Consider the following 15972-nt stretch of genomic DNA (forward strand, 5'->3'; position numbering starts at 1 on the left):
GGACAGAGCCTAACGAGTGGCGCAGACGCCGTTGTCACAGCCCGGAGGGTCGTAGAGCCACCCGACGCCGGGTTCGTAGAGCCACCCGTCCTCCCGCCGGAACGGTTGCCCGGTTCCCTGCCCGCCCCGCCACCAGGAGGCGGCGAGCACCGCGCCCCGCGCCAGCCGGGCCCCGGCCGGCGTGCTCAGCCGGTGGGCCAGCGGCCGCTGCTCCCGCAGCGCCCACAGCACCACGATCCACGCGGCGGTGTCCCGGTACACCTGCCCGCCGTCGCCGACGACGGTGACCTCGTCGAGGGTGGCCGAGTGGTCGAGGCCGGGGAACCGGGCGCGGGCCTCGTCCGACCCGGCGGGCACGAGGGTGAGCGGCACCAGCTGCGGCTGGCGCCCCAGCCAGTCGCGCAGGTGGGTGCAGAGGGTGCACTCCGCGTCGTAGAGGACGGTGAGCCCGCGGACCGGGACGCGCACGGCGCCCCGGTCGTCGGTCGCGGTCACGGCGGTCACGCCCCGGCCGCCGGTGCGGTCCAGCCCTGCGGCGGAACCGGCGGGAACTGCTCCTTCTCCATGATTCCGCGCCGCCTGATCCGGTTGAGCACGTAGACGTTGCCGAGGTGCATCACGCCGAGCACCAGCAGCACCACCCCGAGCTTGGCGGACAGCGCCTCGAAGATGCCCCGGGTGTCCTCGACCGTGTCGCTGGTGTGCAGGTAGAGCGCGACGAAGCCGAGGTTGACGAGGTAGAAGCCGACGACCAGCAGGTGGTTGACGGCGTCGGCGAGCTGCTCGTTCCCGTGCAGGACGTCGGAGAGGAAGATCCGTCCGTTGTGGCTGAGCGTGCGGGCCACCCAGATGGTCAGACCGATGCTGACGAGCAGGTAGATGACGTAGGCGATGACCGTGCGGTCCATGCCCCACCCCTTCTTGAACGCGTTCAAAAAGCTGACGGGGATGACTCTAGACCCGCTTTTGAACATGTTCAACTCAATCGCGGAGTGACCCCCTTCACCCTCGCCGTGCGAGCTCCGGCCGCTTGCCGTAGTCCGTGAAGCCGAGGATGTTCCCCCAGGGGTCGGCGACCTCGACGGTCCAGCCGGTGGCCACCGAGAACGGCTCGTCGAGGACGGCGATCCCGGCCTCCTTGAAACGCTCGGCCGCGGCGCGTGCGTCCGGCACCTCCAGCCACACGCGCGGCGACGCCCACACCGCAGGCCGGTGCCCCAGCCCCTCCTCGGCGCGCAACAGGATCCCGGGCGTCTCGCCCCCGACCTTCAGCAGGGCGATCCCGCCCTCGTCGAACCGGAACCCGACCGTGAACCCGGCCCGCTCGTAGAAGGCGACGGCATCCGCGAGCCTCCCGACAGGCATCACGACGTTGTCGAACCCGAGCAGTTCATACGACTCGTCATCTGACATGTGATCAGATTAGGAGTGGAGATGACGGTTGCCGGGCGGGCTGACCGTCGGGTCACTCAATGGGCCGAGAAGGGGGCCGCCGCGTAGGTACGCTGAGCGCTCGTCGGTGCCGGGTGAGCGAGGGGGCGGGGATGGCTCCGGGAGCAGAGGCCTTCCAGGGCGAGGCGCGGGCGGCTTTCGCCGAGGTCGCGCAGCGGCTGGGTCTGGACGGGCCGGGCGGCGCGGAGGACGACCGGCATCTCGCGGTCGCGACCTACGCCGGATCGGGAGTGACCTACAAGGCGGTCCTCGGCCTGTGGCAGGGCGACGTCGAGATCCACGTCTGCCGCACGACCCCGCTGACCGAGTGCAAGGTCGGCATCGAGGGGCTGGCCGTCACGGCGGGCGTCGTGGACCGCCCCGGCGGGGTCTCCTTCGGCGCCCGCACCCTCCGCCAGCTCCGCAGGTCCCTGGCCGGCCAGGTCCGTTACGTCGAACTCGTGCACCCCCTGGTCTCCGGCGACCCGGACACGGCCCTGTCACTGATGCGCGCGGCAGGCGCCCGCGAGTGGCGCAGACCGGCCGCGAACTGAGGCCGGGAACGGCGAAGGCCCCGCTCCCGGAAGGGAACGGGGCCGACGGCTCAAGGGAGGGAGCTCAGAAGCGGCGCGTGATCAGCGCTCGCTTCACCTCCTGGATCGCCTTGGTGACCTCGATGCCGCGCGGGCAGGCGTCCGTGCAGTTGAAGGTCGTGCGGCAGCGCCAGACGCCGTCGCGGTCGTTCAGGATCTCCAGGCGCTGCTCGCCGGCCTCGTCACGCGAGTCGAAGATGAAGCGGTGCGCGTTGACGATGGCGGCCGGGCCGAAGTACTGGCCGTCGTTCCAGAAGACCGGGCAGGACGACGTGCACGCGGCGCAGAGGATGCACTTCGTCGTGTCGTCGAAGCGCTCGCGGTCCTCGGCGGACTGGAGCCGCTCACGCGTGGGCTCGTTCGTGTCCTTCGTGATGAGGAAGGGCATGACGTCGCGGTACGCCTGGAAGAACGGGTCCATGTCCACGACCAGGTCCTTCAGGACCGTGAGGCCCTTGATGGGCTCGACCGTGATCGGCTTCTCGGGATTGATGTCCTTGATGAGGGTCTTGCAGGCAAGACGGTTCTTGCCGTTGATCCGCATCGCGTCCGAACCGCAGATGCCGTGGGCGCAGGAGCGGCGGAAGGTCAGCGTGCCGTCGACGTCCCACTTGATCTTGTGGAGGCCGTCGAGGACGCGCTCCTTCGGGTCGATCTCCAACTGGAAGTCTTCCCAGACGGCGTCCGCGGAGACCTCCGGGTTGAACCGGCGGACCCGGAAGGTGACCGTGATGAGGTGGTCCGAGGCCGCGGCCTCCGCCTCCACCTTGTCCAGAACGGGGGTTGCCATCAGTACTTACGCTCCATCGGCTGGTAGCGGGTCTGGACGACCGGCTTGTAATCGAGACGGATGGACTCGGCGCCGTCGTCGCCCACCTCGCGGTACGCCATGGTGTGGCGCATGAAGTTGACGTCGTCGCGGTTGGGGTAGTCCTCGCGGTAGTGACCGCCGCGGGACTCCTTGCGGGCCAGGGCGGAGACCGCCATGACCTCGGCGAGGTCCAGGAGGTTGCCGAGCTCGATCGCTTCCAGCAGGTCCGTGTTGAAGCGCCTGCCCTTGTCCTGGATCGAGACGTTCTTGTAGCGCTCGCGCAGCTCCGCGATCTTCTCGACCGCCGTCTTGATCGTCTGCTCGGTGCGGAACACCATGACGTTGGCGTCCATGGTCTCCTGCAGCTCCTTGCGGAGCGTGGCGACCCGCTCGTTGCCCGTCGAGGTGCGCAGCTGCTCGATCTGGGAGACGACGAACTCGGCCGGGTTCTCCGGGAGTTCGACGTAGTCGACGGTGTGCGCGTACTCGGCGGCCGCGATGCCCGCCCGGCGGCCGAACACGTTGATGTCGAGGAGCGAGTTGGTGCCGAGGCGGTTGGCGCCGTGCACCGAGACGCAGGCGACCTCGCCGGCCGCGTACAGGCCCGGGACGACGGTGGTGTTGTCCGACAGGACCTCACCCTCGACGTTGGTCGGGATGCCGCCCATCGCGTAGTGCGCGGTGGGCTGGATAGGGATCGGGTCCGTGTACGGCTCGATGCCGAGGTAGGTGCGCGCGAACTCGGTGATGTCCGGGAGCTTCGCGTCCAGCTGCTCCGGCGGCAGGTGCGTGAGGTCGAGGTAGACGTGGTCGCCCTCGGGACCGCAGCCGCGGCCCTCACGGATCTCCGTGTAGATGGAGCGGGAGACGACGTCACGGGACGCGAGGTCCTTCATGACCGGCGCGTACTTCTCCATGAAGCGCTCGCCGTCCTTGTTGCGGAGGATGCCGCCCTCACCGCGGGCGCCCTCCGTCAGCAGGATGCCCATCCGCCAGATGCCGGTCGGGTGGAACTGGAAGAACTCCATGTCCTCCAGCGGCAGGCCGCGGCGGTAGACGGCCGCCTGGCCGTCGCCCGTCAGCGTGTGCGCGTTCGACGTCACCTTGAAGAACTTGCCGGTGCCGCCGGAGGCGTAGATGACGGCCTTCGCCTGGAAGATGTGGATCTCACCGGTGGCCAGCTCGTAGGCGACCACACCGGACGACTTCTTGACGCCGTCCTCATCGGTGATCAGCTGGTCCAGGACGTAGAACTCGTTGAAGAACTCCACGCCCTCCTTGACGCAGTTCTGGTACAGCGTCTGGAGGATCATGTGGCCGGTGCGGTCGGCCGCGTAGCAGGACCGGCGGACCGGGGCCTCGCCGTGATTGCGGGAGTGACCGCCGAACCGGCGCTGGTCGATCGTCCCGTTGGGCGTCCGGTTGAACGGCAGGCCCATCTTCTCCAGGTCGAGGACGGCGTCGATGGCCTCCTTCGCCAGGATCTCGGCGGCGTCCTGGTCGACCAGGTAGTCACCGCCCTTGACCGTGTCGAAGGTGTGCCACTCCCAGTTGTCCTCCTCCACGTTGGCGAGCGCGGCGGCCATGCCGCCCTGCGCGGCGCCCGTGTGGGAGCGGGTGGGGTAGAGCTTGGTCAGCACGGCGGTGCGGCTGCGCTTCGTCGACTCGATGGCCGCGCGCATGCCCGCGCCGCCGGCGCCGACGATGACGGTGTCGTACTTGTGGATCTTCATGTCGTTAGTACCTCAGCCCCGTGCCTAGCGGATGTTCGGGTCGAAGGTGAAGATCACCAGCGAGCCCAGCAGGATGGTGAACACCGTGGCCGTGTAGAGCAGGCCCTTCAGCCACAGCCGGGTGTTCGCGCGCTCCGCGTAGTCGTTGATGATCGTGCGCAGGCCGTTCGCGCCGTGCAGCATCGCGAGCCAGAGCATCAGCAGGTCCCAGACCTGCCAGAAGGGGCTCGCCCAGCGGCCGGCCACGAACGCGAAGCCGATCTTCGACACGCCGCCGTCGAGCACCAGCTGGATCAGCAGGTGGCCGAGGACCAGGACGACCAGCACGACGCCGGACAGGCGCATGAACAGCCAGGCGGCCATCTCGAAGTTGCCGCGGGTGGACCGCGGGGTCTTCTTGGTGCGCTTGCGCGGGGCCTCGATGAGGGGGGCCGGGTTGTCGACGTTGAAGAGGGGGGCGCCCTCGACGGGGCCGACGCCCGATGCGGTGGTTTCAGTGGTCGACATCTGCGTCAGCTCCCGAACAGGACACGAGCGGCGTGGCCGAGAACGGGGTAAATGGCCCCGGCCATCAGGACGACCCAGACACCGACGACCGTCCAGAGCATCTGCTTCTGGTAGCGCGGCCCCTTCGACCAGAAGTCGACGGCGATGACGCGCAGGCCGTTGAGGGCGTGGAAGAGGATGGCGGCCACGAGGCCGTACTCCAGCAGTGCGACGATCGGCGTCTTGTACGTGGCTACGACCTTGTCGTAGTCCTCGGGGGAGACGCGGACGAGAGCGGTGTCCAGCACGTGAACGAACAGGAAGAAGAAAATGAGGACGCCGGTGACTCGGTGAGCCACCCAGGACCACATTCCTTCCCGGCCGCGGTACAGCGTTCCAGCCGGCACGGAAGTCCCTCCGGGAGCGGGGTATCGGGGCCGCGCCGGCTTGTGGGTGTCGGTCGGGCCCGGCCGGGTACGGTCCACCGGCCCCCAGCATCGTAGCGAGGCGTCAGCGCTGGGCTTACGCCGGGCCTACCGGTGTGATCAAAGTGGCACGCGGATGGGTTAGCCGGGCGGCATCCGGGGTGGGTTGTTCGGTTATTTGCCGGGTGCGGGCCGTGCGTGGCTGGTCGCGCCCCGCGGCGGAGCCGCTGATGGATGCTGCCCCGCGCCCCTGAGTTTCTCGGTCAGACGCCCCTGTGCAAGGCGCCGGAGCTGCTCCACGGACATGACCCGCTCGTCCTCCGGATCGTTCTCCAAACGTGAGTAAATGCCTTCCAGGACGCGGTCCAGGCGCTCCTCGGGCGGGGTGCTGCCCAGGTAGATCACGAACACGTGCCCGAATTTCGCCTCGTAGGCCGCGTGGGCTGCGGTCAGGGCCGTGGTGGCCGCCGAGTAGGTGCCCGCCGGGAGGTCCGGCAGAGTCTCGCCCGCCAGCGCCTCGGCGAGGTCCCCCGGTGACAGGTCGTACGTCGCCTCGTCCGCTGCTGCCAGGAGGGACTCCGCGTCGGGGTAGGGGCGGTGGTCGGCGATGCGGCGGGACCAGCGCAGGCTGTGCAGGCAGTGCAGGAGCAGCGCGCCGGCCTCGTCGTCGGGGGCGGCGTTGAAGGCGTCCAGCGGGGTGGGGAGGTGGGGCAGGCGGTGGGCGGGCAGCGTGGGTCCTCGCGTCACGGGCGATGTGGCAGGGGGTGTAGTGAGAGAAGTGTCGTTGACGTTATCGAGGACGTTCACGGGGTGTCCGTCGGTTGCCTGAATTTCACCCGAACGGGAGAGTTTCGGATTGGGTCGGTGACGGCTGCGCGGCTGATGCGTCGTAAGTTGTAGCCGTGAGCCAGCACAGGCGGAGGCCGTCGGCACGACGGGGCGTGCGAAGGCGGGCGGTGGTGGTCGCCGCGGCCTTCGCGGGGACCGTCGCGCTCGGTACCGGCATCGGCGTATGGGCCTCCTCGGGCGGCGACGACGGCGGCAGCGGCGCCGGAGCGGCCCGGCAGCCCTCCGGCAGCGCAGCGGCGGTCTCCTCCGCGGCGAGCTCCGGGGCCGCGACCCCCACTCCCACGCCCACCCGCAGCTACCCGCTCTCCCAGGCCCCCCGCACCATCCCCGCCGTCCGCTCCCACACCGCCGCGCGCGGCCCCGGCTGGCGCCCGCAGCAGGGCGGCCGGGTCGTGGTGAGCAACGCGGCGCTGGCCGACGAGGGGCGGCTGACCGCGGGCGAGCTGGGGCTGTCGTACGCCGGGCAGAAAGGTGCGGGCGAGGACGTCAGGCCGGGTGACCTGCGGCTGGACCTCGGCGGCACGGGGGACCCGGAGTCGTACACCATGACCGTGCGCGGCGGGTCGGTGCGGATCAGCGGGCCCGGTGACGCGGGCGTCTTCTACGGCACCCGGACGCTGAAGCAGGAGGTGCACGGCGGCGGCACGGCCCCGGAGGGGGTCGTACGGGACCAGCCGGCCAAGCCGCAGCGCGGGTTCATGCTGGACATCGCGCGCAAGCCGTTCACCGCCGACTGGATAGAGTCCCGGATACGAGAACTCGGCGACCTGAAGTTCAACCAGTTCGGGCTGCACTTCTCCGACGACCAGGGCTTCCGGATCGAGTCCGACACGCACCCCGAGATCGTCTCCAGGGACCACCTGACCAAGGCGCAGGTCAAGGAGATCGTCGCGGTCGCCGCGAGCCGGCACATCCAGATCGTGCCGGAGATCGACTCGCCGGGCCACCTCGGCGCCGTCCTCGCCGCCCACCCGGAGCTGCAGCTGCGCAACGCGCAGGGCGTGGCCACCAGGGGCGCCGTCGACATCTCCAAGGACGCCTCCGCGAAGCTCGTCGACGACCTGCTCAACGAGTACGCCGACGTGTTCCCCGGCTCCTACTGGAACCTCGGCGGCGACGAGTACCAGGCCCTGGCGGTCGCCAACCCGCAGGCCTCCTACCCGCAGCTCGCGGCCGCCGCCCGGCAGGCGTACGGCGCCTCGGGCACCGTCGCCGACCTCACCACCGGCTGGCTGAACGCCCGCGCCGCCACCGTCCGCGCCCACGAGCGGACCATCCGGGCCTGGAACGACGGCTTCCTGCGGGGCACGTCCGTGCAGCCCGCCCCGGACCTCCAGGTCGGCTACTGGACGGGCAAGGAGAACGGCGCCCGGCAGCCCGTGGAGTACCTGAGGGCGGGCCGCAAGGTGCTCAACTACAACGACGAGTACCTGTACTACGTCCTCGGCGAGCCCAACACCTTCGTCTATCCGACCGGACAGCGGATCTACGAACAGTGGATCCCGCGCGTGCTGCGCGGCACCACCGCCGTGGCCGCGCGGTACGAACCCCAGGTCCTCGGCGGCTCCTTCGCCGTCTGGTGCGACCTCGCGGGCTCCCAGACCCAGGACCAGGTCGCGGCCGGCATCCGGATGCCGCTGCGGGCCACGATCCAGAAACTGTGGGACCCGGGCACCACCCCGACGATGTCCTGGACGGACTTCAAGAACCTCGCGAACAGACTGGGCTGACACGGCGGGGACGAGGTCACAGCGACAACGAGGGCGGCAGCGAGGGCGGCAATAAGGGTGGACGTACGGCGCTGACGGGCCGTATGTTCCGCATTCCGCGCGCGGGCCTGGGGAGGGCTCCGTGCACTGCCGCGTACCGGGGGACCCGTCTTGATCTGCGCCCGCTGCCACCACTTCGCCGCCGCGCCCGGCGCCACCCTCTGCCATCGCTGCCTCGGCGACTCGACGGAGCCGGTCCCGGCCTTCGGCAGCACGCCGGGCCTGTGGCTGCGCTCGCCCGTGGGACTCGGCTGGGCCGCCGTCGTCCTGCTCGGGGTGGTGATAACCGCCGACCTGTTCGCCGTCTGGGCGGACATCCTCCAGTACGACGCCACGGGCGCGCTGGCCGACGGCGAGACCGGCGCCGCCGCGTTCCGCCGGGCCGACCGCGCCGACCAGGTGCTGGGTGTCGCCGCCGGAGCCCAGGCCGTCTCGCTGGTCGCCTGCGTGGTCGTGTACCTGTGCTGGTTCCAGCGGGTGCGGGCCAACGCCCAGGTGTTCGACCCGCTCCGGCAGAGCAAGTCGCCGGGCTGGGCGATCGGCGGCTGGTTCGTGCCGATCGTGAACTGCTGGTACCCGCGCCGGATCACCCTCGACATCTGGGACGCCAGCAGCCCCTGGGGCACGACCCGTTCGCACGCGCTGGTCAACGCCTGGTGGACGCTGTGGCTGGCCTCGCTGTTCGCCGACCGCGTCGCGACGACCGACTACGGCGACGAGGCCGAGGGTGCCGTCCAGGTGCACGACGGCGCCCTGCGGCTGATGGTCTCGGACTCCCTGGACATCGCCGCCGCGGTCCTCGCGATCCTCGTCGTGCTGCGGCTGACCCGGATGCAGCACGAGAAGGCGATGGCGGGCACCGCCCCCGCCGCGCTCTGACGCAGGACCGCACGACCGCACGCGTCTGGCGGACTCCCGTACCCCTGTGGTGTATTCGGCGCGGGACGAGTCGGGGACACAGGGGGACGGACATGGGCCACTGGGGGTATTTCGTCGTCGGCCGGGGCGAACCGGCGCCCGACGGGGGCGTCCTGCGGACCTCGGCCCCCGGCGGCTGGCGCGTCTGGCAGTACGACAGCCCCGACGCCGACGTCGGCAGCATGAACGCCCTCGCCGCGCGCACCGGTGCGCCGGCGCTCTTCGGCTACGTCATGGACGGCGCCTGCGTGGTCGTCGAGGCGGCGGCGCCGGAGAGCGGCGGCTGGACCACCTGCCTGGGCCGGGCGGCCGCGGCCCGCCTGCTGGCGGTCGACGAACAGGGGCTGTCCCTCGACGACTACTTCCTCGAACCCCGCGACGCAGCCGACCGCGCCGTCGCCTGGGCCGCCGAGGCCGGGCACACCGTCGGCGCCGACGCGCTCCTCGCCGTACTGACCGCCGACCCCGACCCGGAGGCACCATTGGCTCAAAACCCATTCTTCGGACTCCTCCGGGTCCTGGGTGTCCTGCCCGTGTGACACTGCCGTACCGTCGCACGCAGTTAGGGAAAGCACGGGCTCTGTGCATGTCGGGCCTTGGTATGTACCGTTTCTGGGAGGCGTGGGATGAGCCTGGTGGAGCTGATCGCTCAGGCCGATGAACGCGGACTGGCTGCCAGCGGGTTGGCCTGTTTGGATCGGTGCGTGCCCCTGCTGGGCGGGGACGACCTGGTGCTGCGGCCGCTGTGGACGAGCCTCGCCGACGGCTCCGGCTGGAGCGAGGGCCTGGAGAAGGCGCGCGGCTCGCTCGGCGCAGGTGAGGAGATCGGCGGGGGGACCGGAGGGCAGGCCGACGAGGCCGAGGCGCTCGCCCGGCGGATGCTCGACGCCGCGCCCGCGTCGCAGGAGGCGGCCGGCATCCGCCTGTGGGCCGACGCCTGTTCCGTCGCCGCGCTGCAGATCCACCGGCTCCTGGACCCCGCCGAGGACCGGGCGCCCTCGGTGGACAGCCGCCGGGAGGGCGGCACCGAGGGCATGTCGCCGCTGGTCGCCGCCGAACTCCGCCGCCAGGTCACGGTCCTCGAACTGCTCGCCGGGCACGGCGCGGCCGGGCTGCGCCGTGCGCTGGACATCTCCACCGAGGGCCGCCGGGTGCTGCGCGCGGTGGTGTCGCGGCGGGCCCGCGGGCGCGGGTGAACCATTCGTGAGGGCGGTGCGAGGGTCCTGCGCCGGTTGCGGGAACACTCCCGGATCCGGGTGACGAAACCGCCGCCCACCTCGCTCTTCCTTGTGTGACAGCCCACTACGTGACACCCCGCCAGGGGACCGCGCCGCAGCAGACCAGGCCGCACGCCGCCGCCCGACCGGCCCGGTGGGCGGCGGACGCCGTGGCGATGATGCGCGAAGGCGCCCGGGTCCGACTCGACTACTCGGCGCAGAGCCTGTGGCGGGTCGACCGGGTGATCGAGGAGATACGCCGGGAGGGCCCGCCGTACGACGCCGTGCGGGAGACCCTGCGCGGTCTCGGGGCCTACGCCGGCGAGGTGATCGTCCGTCAGGCCGGCGCCGAGTGGTGGGCGTCCGGCGGCGACCACTGGATCCGCACTCCCGACGGCCGGCTGTGGGACCCGGTCGAAGAGGCCCGGCGGTGCTACGGCGGCCACGGCTCGCTGCGGCTGCTGTGCCGGGACGCCCTGGGGTAGCGGCGCCGACCCGCCAAGTCGCCGTCGGCAAAAAGACCGTAATAAGAGACGCGGGCGTTCCCAAGTGGTCGGTGGGGGAGCACGATTGGCCCATGGCCGACAACCGACGCTGGTGGGCCCTCGTCGTCATCGCACTGGCCCAGCTGATGGTCGTGCTCGACATGACCATCGTCAACATCGCGCTCCCCTCCGCCCAGGTCGCCCTGCACATGTCCGACGGCAACCGGCAATGGGTGATCACCTCCTACACCCTCGCCTTCGGTGGACTCCTGCTGCTCGGCGGCCGGATCGCCGACCTCGTCGGACGCAGGATCGCGTTCATGACCGGCCTGGTCGGCTTCGCGGCCGCCTCCGCGCTCGGCGGGGCCGCGGTGAACCAGGGGATGCTGTTCGGGGCGCGGGCCCTGCAGGGCGTGTTCGCCGCGCTGCTCGCGCCGGCCGCGCTGTCGCTGCTCGCGACGACGTTCACCGACCCGAAGGAACGCGGGAAGGCGTTCGGCATCTTCGGCGCCATCATCGGCGCGGGCGCCGCGGTGGGGCTGCTCGCGGGCGGCTTCCTCACCCAGTACCTGGACTGGCGCTGGTGCCTGTACGTCAACGTGCCGATCGCCCTGGCCGCCTTCGCCGGCGCCTGGGTCCTGCTGCCCGGCGGGGGCCGCCATCCCGACGCCCGCCTCGACGTCCCCGGCGCCCTGCTCGGCTCGGCCGGCATGCTCGCCCTGGTCTACGGCTTCTCCGAGGCGGAGTCCCGCGGCTGGACCGACGGCCTGGTCCTGACGCTGCTGATCGGCGGGGTCGCGCTGCTCGGCCTCTTCGGGTTCTGGCAGACCCGCGCCCCGGTGCCGCTGCTCCCGATGACCGTCGTACGGGACCGGCAGCGCGTCGGCGCGTTCCTCACCGTGCTGCTGGTGACCATCGGCATGTTCGGCGTCTTCCTGTTCCTGACGTACTACATGCAACGCGTCCTCGGCTACTCGCCCGTGAAGACCGGCGTCGCCTATCTCCCCATCACCGTCGGCATGGTCACCGGCTCCACCCAGGTCGCCGCCCGGCTGCTGCACCGGGTCCCGCCCCGCGTGCTGATGGTGCCCGGGCTGCTGCTGGCCGCCGGGGCGCTGGCGCTGATAGCCCAGGTCGGGGTCGAGCCGGCGTACGCCTCGCACATCCTGCCCGGCATGCTGATGCTCGGCCTCGGCATGGGTACGGCGATGATGACCTCCGTCTCCCTGGCCACCGGCAACGTCGCCCCACGGGACTCGGGCGCGGCCTCGGCCACCTTCAACACCGCCCAGCAGGTGGGCGGTTCGATCGGTACGGCACTCCTCAACACCATCGCCGCGAGCGTCACCACCCGGTACGCCACCGCGCACGCCGCGAGCATCCCGGACCGGACGCTGCTGGCGGCGAAGGCCGCGGTGCACGGCTTCAACGTGGCCACCTGGTGGGCGATGGCCGCGCTGCTGCTGGGCGCCCTGATCGCCGGCGTGGTCGTGAACGCGGACCGGGCCCCCACCCCGCAGGCCGCGCCGGAGCGGACCCCGGAACCGGTGGACTCGGCCACCTGAGCCCGGGCGGCGGGAACCCGCCCGTCCGGCAGCTGTGAACTTCCTGTGTGACATTTCCGTCCCGTGCGGCGCTGGTGCTCGTGGGAGCCCGCGCGCGCCGCCGCGGGTGCCGCACGGCACGCAACGGCAGGCAGCGGTTACGCAACGGCACGGGTTCGGCTTCGGCAGAGCCCGATTCGCACTCGGCACGGACGAGGATCGCGTTGGGCGAGGGAGGGGAGACCCGCCGCGTACAGGCGTACGACGGCGAGCTCGGTGCGGCCGTGGCACGCGCCCAGGAGGGCGACGAGGCCGCCTTCGCGGTCGCCTACCGGCTGGTCCAGCCCGGCCTGCTCGGCTACCTCCGCGGGATCGTCGGGCACGACGCCGAGGACGTGGCCGCGGACGCCTGGCTGGAGATCGCCCGGGACCTGGGGCGGTTCCAGGGGGACGGGGCCGGTTTCCGCGGCTGGACGGCGACCGTCGCCCGGCACCGGGCCCTGGACCATCTGCGCCGGCAGCGGGTACGGCCCCGGCCGTCGGCACCGGAGCACGACCTGCTGGACCTGCCCGCCCCGCACAGCACCCACGACCAGGCGCTGGAGGCGCTCTCCACCGAGCGCGCCCTGGAGCTGGTCCGCTCGCTGCCGCGCGAGCAGGCCGAGGCCGTGCTGCTGCGCGTCGTGGTCGGCCTCGACGGCCCGGCCGCCGCCCGGGTTCTCGGCAAGCGCCCGGGCGCGGTGCGCACCGCCGCCCACCGCGGGCTCAGGGCCCTGGCCCGGCGGCTGGGTGTCGGGGACGGAACGCGGGAGGACCCCGGGACACCGCCGGGGGAGCCGGACTGAACGCCGGCGGCGTCATGGACGTCAGGGGGCGGCCACGACGGCGGGCCGCCGCAGAGGGAGGGACCGGGACATGGGCGAACGGCACAGCCACGACACCGGCCGCGGTCGGCGCCACCCGGTGCCCGGACCCGGGTCCGGGCCCTCCGGCCCGCCGCTGGAGGCCCTGCTCGCCGCCGCCCTCCGTGTGGACGACGTCGACACCGAGGGCGAGCGCAGGGCGGTCGCCGCCTTCCGCACCGCCCGTGACACCGGCGCACACCGCTCGTGCCCGCGCCGTCGCGACGACTGGCGGCCCGCCCGGACGACGACCGGCTGAGCCGGGCGCCCCGCACGGGGCTCGGTCGATGTGAGGCAGCACACATCGGGCTGGATCGCGGCCGAGCGCGGCAAGCGTGAGTCGAAGAGGCCCGTGAGCCGGTGTCCGGGGCGGTTCGGCGCATCGTGCCGGGAAGGATCGCCTGAGGCGGTCGGCGGGTTGGTCGCGCTGACCCTCAAGTCTGTGCATCGATGCAGGTCAGGGCGGTAGACCGAGGCAACGGCCGGGGCCGCCACCCCCCACAGGAGAGGCCCCGGCCGTCGCGCGGCACGGACCGCGCGGCGGCCCGTACTCTGTTCAGCGCCATGACTGCGTTTTCTGTCACACCCCGGGGCGTCACGAGTTAGTTGCACCTTGTACGGACGTGGACGGCGAGCGGTTTCAGGTCGTAACGTGCAGTTCGCGCCGGGGCGCGGACGACGCATGACCACCGCAACGATCCGCGGTCCCGAATACCGCAACCATCAATTGAGGAACCACGACGGCGAGAACCACGTCCGCGAGAGCGGCGCCGGTTTAGGCGCAGAGTAGGTATCGGGTGCTGGGGGACGACGCGGAGCTGACTGCCGCGGTGCGTGCGGCACAGGACGGGGACGAGACCGCGTTCCGCATCGTCTATCGCGCGGTCCAGCCACGCCTGCTCGGATACGTCCGAACGCTGGTCGGTGACCCGGACGCCGAGGACGTCGCCTCCGAGGCCTGGCTCCAGATAGCCCGCGACCTCGACCGGTTCAGCGGTGACGCCGACCGGTTCCGCGGCTGGGCCGCCCGGATCGCCCGCAACCGCGCCCTCGACCACATACGGATGCGCGGCCGCCGCCCCGCGATCGGCGGCGACGAGACGGAACTGGTCGGCCGGGCCGCCGACTCCGACACCGCAGGAGAGGCCATCGAGGCGCTGACCACCGACTCCACCCTCTCCCTCATCGCCCGGCTGCCGCAGGACCAGGCCGAGGCGGTCGTCCTCAGGGTCGTCATGGGCCTCGACGCCAAGACCGCCGCCGAGACCCTCGGCAAACGCGCCGGAGCCGTCCGCACGGCCGCCCACCGCGGCCTGAGGAAACTCGCCGAGATGCTCGGCGCCGACCCGGAGAAGGCGGGCGTCCTGGACGCGCTGCCGCCCCAGCGAGAACCGAATGAACGTGCGGTGACGTCCGCGAGTGTGACGCATACGCGTTCGCGGACGCAGAAGGACATGTGATGGCCGACGAGCAGTACAAGTGGCTGAACCGGGTGACGGCGGAACGTCTGCTGCGCGGTGAGTCGCTCGAAGCCGTCGACGCCTCCTCCACTGACCAGGCAGAACGCCTCGCCAGGACGCTCGGCGCGCTCTCCGCGCGAGCCACGCCGGACACCGCCGAACTTCCCGGTGAGGAAGCCGCGCTGGCTGCCTTCCGCAAAGCGCGCGAATCCGCCGAGGACGCACGGACCGCCGCCGCCATGGCGAGCGGCGCGACCGCCCGGCCGGCGAAGGGCGGACGGCAAGCCGACGCGGGCCTCTTCCGTATCGGTGCCGGTGCCGGTGCCGGTGCCCGGCCGGCCCGGGGCGCGGGCTGGGCCCGCCCCGCACGGCTCGGCCTCGCCGCCGCGCTGACCGCCGGCATGCTCGGCGGGGTGGCGGTGGCCGCCGGCACCGGAGTGCTGCCGACGCCGTTCGACGACAACCCTCCCGGACCGGCCGCCTCCGTCTCGGCCGCCGGCACCCCGGCACGCCCGGGCGGCACGTCCTCGCCCGAGTCCCTGCTCGGCGGCGAGACCGGCACACCCTCCTCCGGCGCCACGTCCGATGGCTCCGGGCAGACCTCGCCCACCCCGTCCGGCAAGCCGAGGACCAGGGACACCGGCTCGCCCGGCTTCCAGGTCGGCGGCTGGAGCGGTGCGCTGACGTCCTGCCGCGCGATCCAGAACGGCAAGACCCTGGGCGCCGACCGCAAGCGGGCCCTGGAGGGCCTGGCGGGCGGCGCCGGCCGGGTCGACAAGTTCTGCAAGGCCGTCCTCGGCACCGGACTGAACGGCAAGGGCGACGCCTCCGGCGACGGCAAGGACGACGGCAAGGGCGACGGCAGCGGTCAGGGCGGCCAGGGTGACAACAGCAGCCAGGGCGACGACGGCCGGCCCGGCAGAGGCACCGGTAGTGGCAGTGGCAGTGGCGAGGGCGGCGGCAAGGGCAACGACCCCCGACAGAACGGCGTGGCCACCCCCGCCCCGACCTCCTTCGTGCCCCTGCTGCCGAACCGGCCCGTCACCTCGCCCAGCCCCACCTACAGCGCGCTTTGACCTTTACGCACCGCTGTGACCTGCGGTTTTGAAACTCGCTGAACTTTTTTCCCGCGGGGTGTGACGTTTTCGGCGGCGCCGGCGCAGTACTGAGTGAGCCGACTGGTCATCGGCCGTCGCACAGAGCCGGGGTTCCCCCCGTACCCGTGGCTCGTGCATCGGCGCGGGGGGGGGCCCGTGGCCCCCGGCCCCCCCCCCCCCCCCCCGCCCGAGCCCCGAACCCCCCGGCCCCAAGAAGCCCGAGGGTGGGGGCCGGAGGGCCGGCGCGGGCAG

The 15972-nt window shown here is 72.0% G+C and carries 19 protein-coding genes; 11 read left to right on the top strand and 8 right to left on the bottom strand.

Annotated features, from left to right (window positions below; translation table 11 throughout):
• Nucleotides 1–9 precede the first annotated feature (9 nt).
• The 3 genes from ACFWPQ_RS03765 to ACFWPQ_RS03775 all read right to left on the bottom strand — a co-directional run bounded on the left by ACFWPQ_RS03765 (nucleotide 10) and on the right by ACFWPQ_RS03775 (nucleotide 1413).
• Nucleotides 10–504, bottom strand: coding sequence for a thiol-disulfide oxidoreductase DCC family protein (locus tag ACFWPQ_RS03765; protein ID WP_384029592.1), 495 nt, complete (start codon nucleotides 502–504; stop codon nucleotides 10–12).
• Nucleotides 501–908, bottom strand: coding sequence for a hypothetical protein (locus ACFWPQ_RS03770; RefSeq protein ID WP_384029594.1), 408 nt, complete (start codon nucleotides 906–908; stop codon nucleotides 501–503). Before ACFWPQ_RS03770 ends, ACFWPQ_RS03765 begins: the two co-directional genes overlap by 4 nt.
• 94 nt (nucleotides 909–1002) lie before the next feature.
• Nucleotides 1003–1413, bottom strand: a complete 411-nt coding sequence (locus ACFWPQ_RS03775) for a VOC family protein (RefSeq protein WP_384029596.1) — start codon at nucleotides 1411–1413, stop codon at nucleotides 1003–1005.
• A gap of 131 nt (nucleotides 1414–1544) precedes the next feature.
• Between ACFWPQ_RS03775 and ACFWPQ_RS03780 the strand changes: the two genes are divergently transcribed.
• Nucleotides 1545–1985, top strand: coding sequence for a hypothetical protein (locus ACFWPQ_RS03780; protein ID WP_384029598.1), 441 nt, complete (start codon nucleotides 1545–1547; stop codon nucleotides 1983–1985).
• Nucleotides 1986–2049: 64 nt separating this feature from the next.
• Here ACFWPQ_RS03780 and ACFWPQ_RS03785 read toward each other — a convergent pair whose 3' ends face one another.
• The 5 genes from ACFWPQ_RS03785 to ACFWPQ_RS03805 all read right to left on the bottom strand — a co-directional run bounded on the left by ACFWPQ_RS03785 (nucleotide 2050) and on the right by ACFWPQ_RS03805 (nucleotide 6226).
• The gene (locus ACFWPQ_RS03785; RefSeq protein ID WP_361283262.1) at nucleotides 2050–2814 is read right to left on the bottom strand and encodes a succinate dehydrogenase iron-sulfur subunit; all 765 of its coding nucleotides are present in this window, start codon (nucleotides 2812–2814) and stop codon (nucleotides 2050–2052) included.
• Nucleotides 2814–4568, bottom strand: coding sequence for a succinate dehydrogenase flavoprotein subunit (gene sdhA, locus ACFWPQ_RS03790; protein ID WP_384029600.1), 1755 nt, complete (start codon nucleotides 4566–4568; stop codon nucleotides 2814–2816). The genes ACFWPQ_RS03785 and sdhA overlap by 1 nt, the downstream gene beginning before the upstream one ends.
• 24 nt (nucleotides 4569–4592) lie before the next feature.
• The gene (locus tag ACFWPQ_RS03795; RefSeq protein ID WP_217554202.1) at nucleotides 4593–5075 is read right to left on the bottom strand and encodes a succinate dehydrogenase hydrophobic membrane anchor subunit; all 483 of its coding nucleotides are present in this window, start codon (nucleotides 5073–5075) and stop codon (nucleotides 4593–4595) included.
• Nucleotides 5076–5080: 5 nt separating this feature from the next.
• Entirely contained in the window at nucleotides 5081–5461 is a 381-nt protein-coding gene (sdhC, locus tag ACFWPQ_RS03800) for a succinate dehydrogenase, cytochrome b556 subunit (protein WP_043406142.1), read from the bottom strand.
• A gap of 192 nt (nucleotides 5462–5653) precedes the next feature.
• Nucleotides 5654–6226, bottom strand: a complete 573-nt coding sequence (locus ACFWPQ_RS03805; protein WP_384029602.1) for a 2-oxo-4-hydroxy-4-carboxy-5-ureidoimidazoline decarboxylase — start codon at nucleotides 6224–6226, stop codon at nucleotides 5654–5656.
• Between the two features lie 155 nt (nucleotides 6227–6381).
• Between ACFWPQ_RS03805 and ACFWPQ_RS03810 the strand changes: the two genes are divergently transcribed.
• From ACFWPQ_RS03810 to ACFWPQ_RS03855, 10 genes are all read left to right on the top strand, one after another.
• Entirely contained in the window at nucleotides 6382–8058 is a 1677-nt protein-coding gene (locus tag ACFWPQ_RS03810; RefSeq protein ID WP_384029604.1) for a glycoside hydrolase family 20 protein, read from the top strand.
• 150 nt (nucleotides 8059–8208) lie between these two features.
• Complete coding sequence (locus tag ACFWPQ_RS03815) at nucleotides 8209–8976, top strand: DUF4328 domain-containing protein (RefSeq protein WP_384029606.1); 768 nt, start codon at nucleotides 8209–8211, stop codon at nucleotides 8974–8976.
• A gap of 92 nt (nucleotides 8977–9068) precedes the next feature.
• A complete protein-coding gene (locus ACFWPQ_RS03820) occupies nucleotides 9069–9554 on the top strand; it encodes a hypothetical protein (RefSeq protein ID WP_361283273.1) in 486 nt (161 codons plus the stop codon).
• Nucleotides 9555–9641: 87 nt separating this feature from the next.
• A complete protein-coding gene (locus ACFWPQ_RS03825; RefSeq protein ID WP_384029608.1) occupies nucleotides 9642–10211 on the top strand; it encodes a hypothetical protein in 570 nt (189 codons plus the stop codon).
• Between the two features lie 197 nt (nucleotides 10212–10408).
• Nucleotides 10409–10717 carry a hypothetical protein gene (locus ACFWPQ_RS03830; protein WP_384030072.1) on the top strand — a complete coding sequence of 103 codons (309 nt, stop codon included), beginning with the start codon at nucleotides 10409–10411 and terminating at the stop codon, nucleotides 10715–10717.
• Between the two features lie 92 nt (nucleotides 10718–10809).
• Nucleotides 10810–12282: a DHA2 family efflux MFS transporter permease subunit gene (locus tag ACFWPQ_RS03835; RefSeq protein WP_384029610.1), complete on the top strand. Its 1473-nt coding sequence runs from the start codon at nucleotides 10810–10812 to the stop codon at nucleotides 12280–12282.
• A gap of 203 nt (nucleotides 12283–12485) precedes the next feature.
• A complete protein-coding gene (locus tag ACFWPQ_RS03840) occupies nucleotides 12486–13106 on the top strand; it encodes an RNA polymerase sigma factor (protein WP_384029612.1) in 621 nt (206 codons plus the stop codon).
• A gap of 70 nt (nucleotides 13107–13176) precedes the next feature.
• On the top strand, nucleotides 13177–13422 hold the full coding sequence (locus tag ACFWPQ_RS03845) for a hypothetical protein (RefSeq protein ID WP_384029614.1): 246 nt from the start codon (nucleotides 13177–13179) through the stop codon (nucleotides 13420–13422).
• Nucleotides 13423–13960: 538 nt separating this feature from the next.
• The gene (locus ACFWPQ_RS03850) at nucleotides 13961–14623 is read left to right on the top strand and encodes an RNA polymerase sigma factor (protein WP_384029616.1); all 663 of its coding nucleotides are present in this window, start codon (nucleotides 13961–13963) and stop codon (nucleotides 14621–14623) included.
• Nucleotides 14623–15699, top strand: coding sequence for a hypothetical protein (locus ACFWPQ_RS03855; RefSeq protein ID WP_384029618.1), 1077 nt, complete (start codon nucleotides 14623–14625; stop codon nucleotides 15697–15699). Before ACFWPQ_RS03850 ends, ACFWPQ_RS03855 begins: the two co-directional genes overlap by 1 nt.
• Nucleotides 15700–15972 lie beyond the last annotated feature (273 nt).

The organism is Streptomyces sp. NPDC058464, assembly GCF_042721035.1.
In the GTDB taxonomy this organism is placed as follows: Bacteria; Actinomycetota; Actinomycetes; order Streptomycetales; family Streptomycetaceae; genus Streptomyces.

Excerpts from the sequence above, each read along its gene's own strand:
- ACFWPQ_RS03795 (WP_217554202.1), bottom strand. The coding sequence starts at position 5,075 with ATGTCGACCACTGAAACCACCGCATCGGGCGTCGGCCCCGTCGAGGGC.
- ACFWPQ_RS03775 (WP_384029596.1), bottom strand. The coding sequence starts at position 1,413 with ATGTCAGATGACGAGTCGTATGAACTGCTCGGGTTCGACAACGTCGTG.
- ACFWPQ_RS03820 (WP_361283273.1), top strand. The coding sequence starts at position 9,069 with ATGGGCCACTGGGGGTATTTCGTCGTCGGCCGGGGCGAACCGGCGCCC.
- ACFWPQ_RS03785 (WP_361283262.1), bottom strand. The coding sequence starts at position 2,814 with ATGGCAACCCCCGTTCTGGACAAGGTGGAGGCGGAGGCCGCGGCCTCG.
- ACFWPQ_RS03770 (WP_384029594.1), bottom strand. The coding sequence starts at position 908 with ATGGACCGCACGGTCATCGCCTACGTCATCTACCTGCTCGTCAGCATC.
- sdhA (WP_384029600.1), bottom strand. The coding sequence starts at position 4,568 with ATGAAGATCCACAAGTACGACACCGTCATCGTCGGCGCCGGCGGCGCG.
- ACFWPQ_RS03855 (WP_384029618.1), top strand. The coding sequence starts at position 14,623 with ATGGCCGACGAGCAGTACAAGTGGCTGAACCGGGTGACGGCGGAACGT.
- ACFWPQ_RS03825 (WP_384029608.1), top strand. The coding sequence starts at position 9,642 with ATGAGCCTGGTGGAGCTGATCGCTCAGGCCGATGAACGCGGACTGGCT.
- ACFWPQ_RS03845 (WP_384029614.1), top strand. The coding sequence starts at position 13,177 with ATGGGCGAACGGCACAGCCACGACACCGGCCGCGGTCGGCGCCACCCG.
- ACFWPQ_RS03835 (WP_384029610.1), top strand. The coding sequence starts at position 10,810 with ATGGCCGACAACCGACGCTGGTGGGCCCTCGTCGTCATCGCACTGGCC.
- ACFWPQ_RS03780 (WP_384029598.1), top strand. The coding sequence starts at position 1,545 with ATGGCTCCGGGAGCAGAGGCCTTCCAGGGCGAGGCGCGGGCGGCTTTC.
- ACFWPQ_RS03830 (WP_384030072.1), top strand. The coding sequence starts at position 10,409 with ATGATGCGCGAAGGCGCCCGGGTCCGACTCGACTACTCGGCGCAGAGC.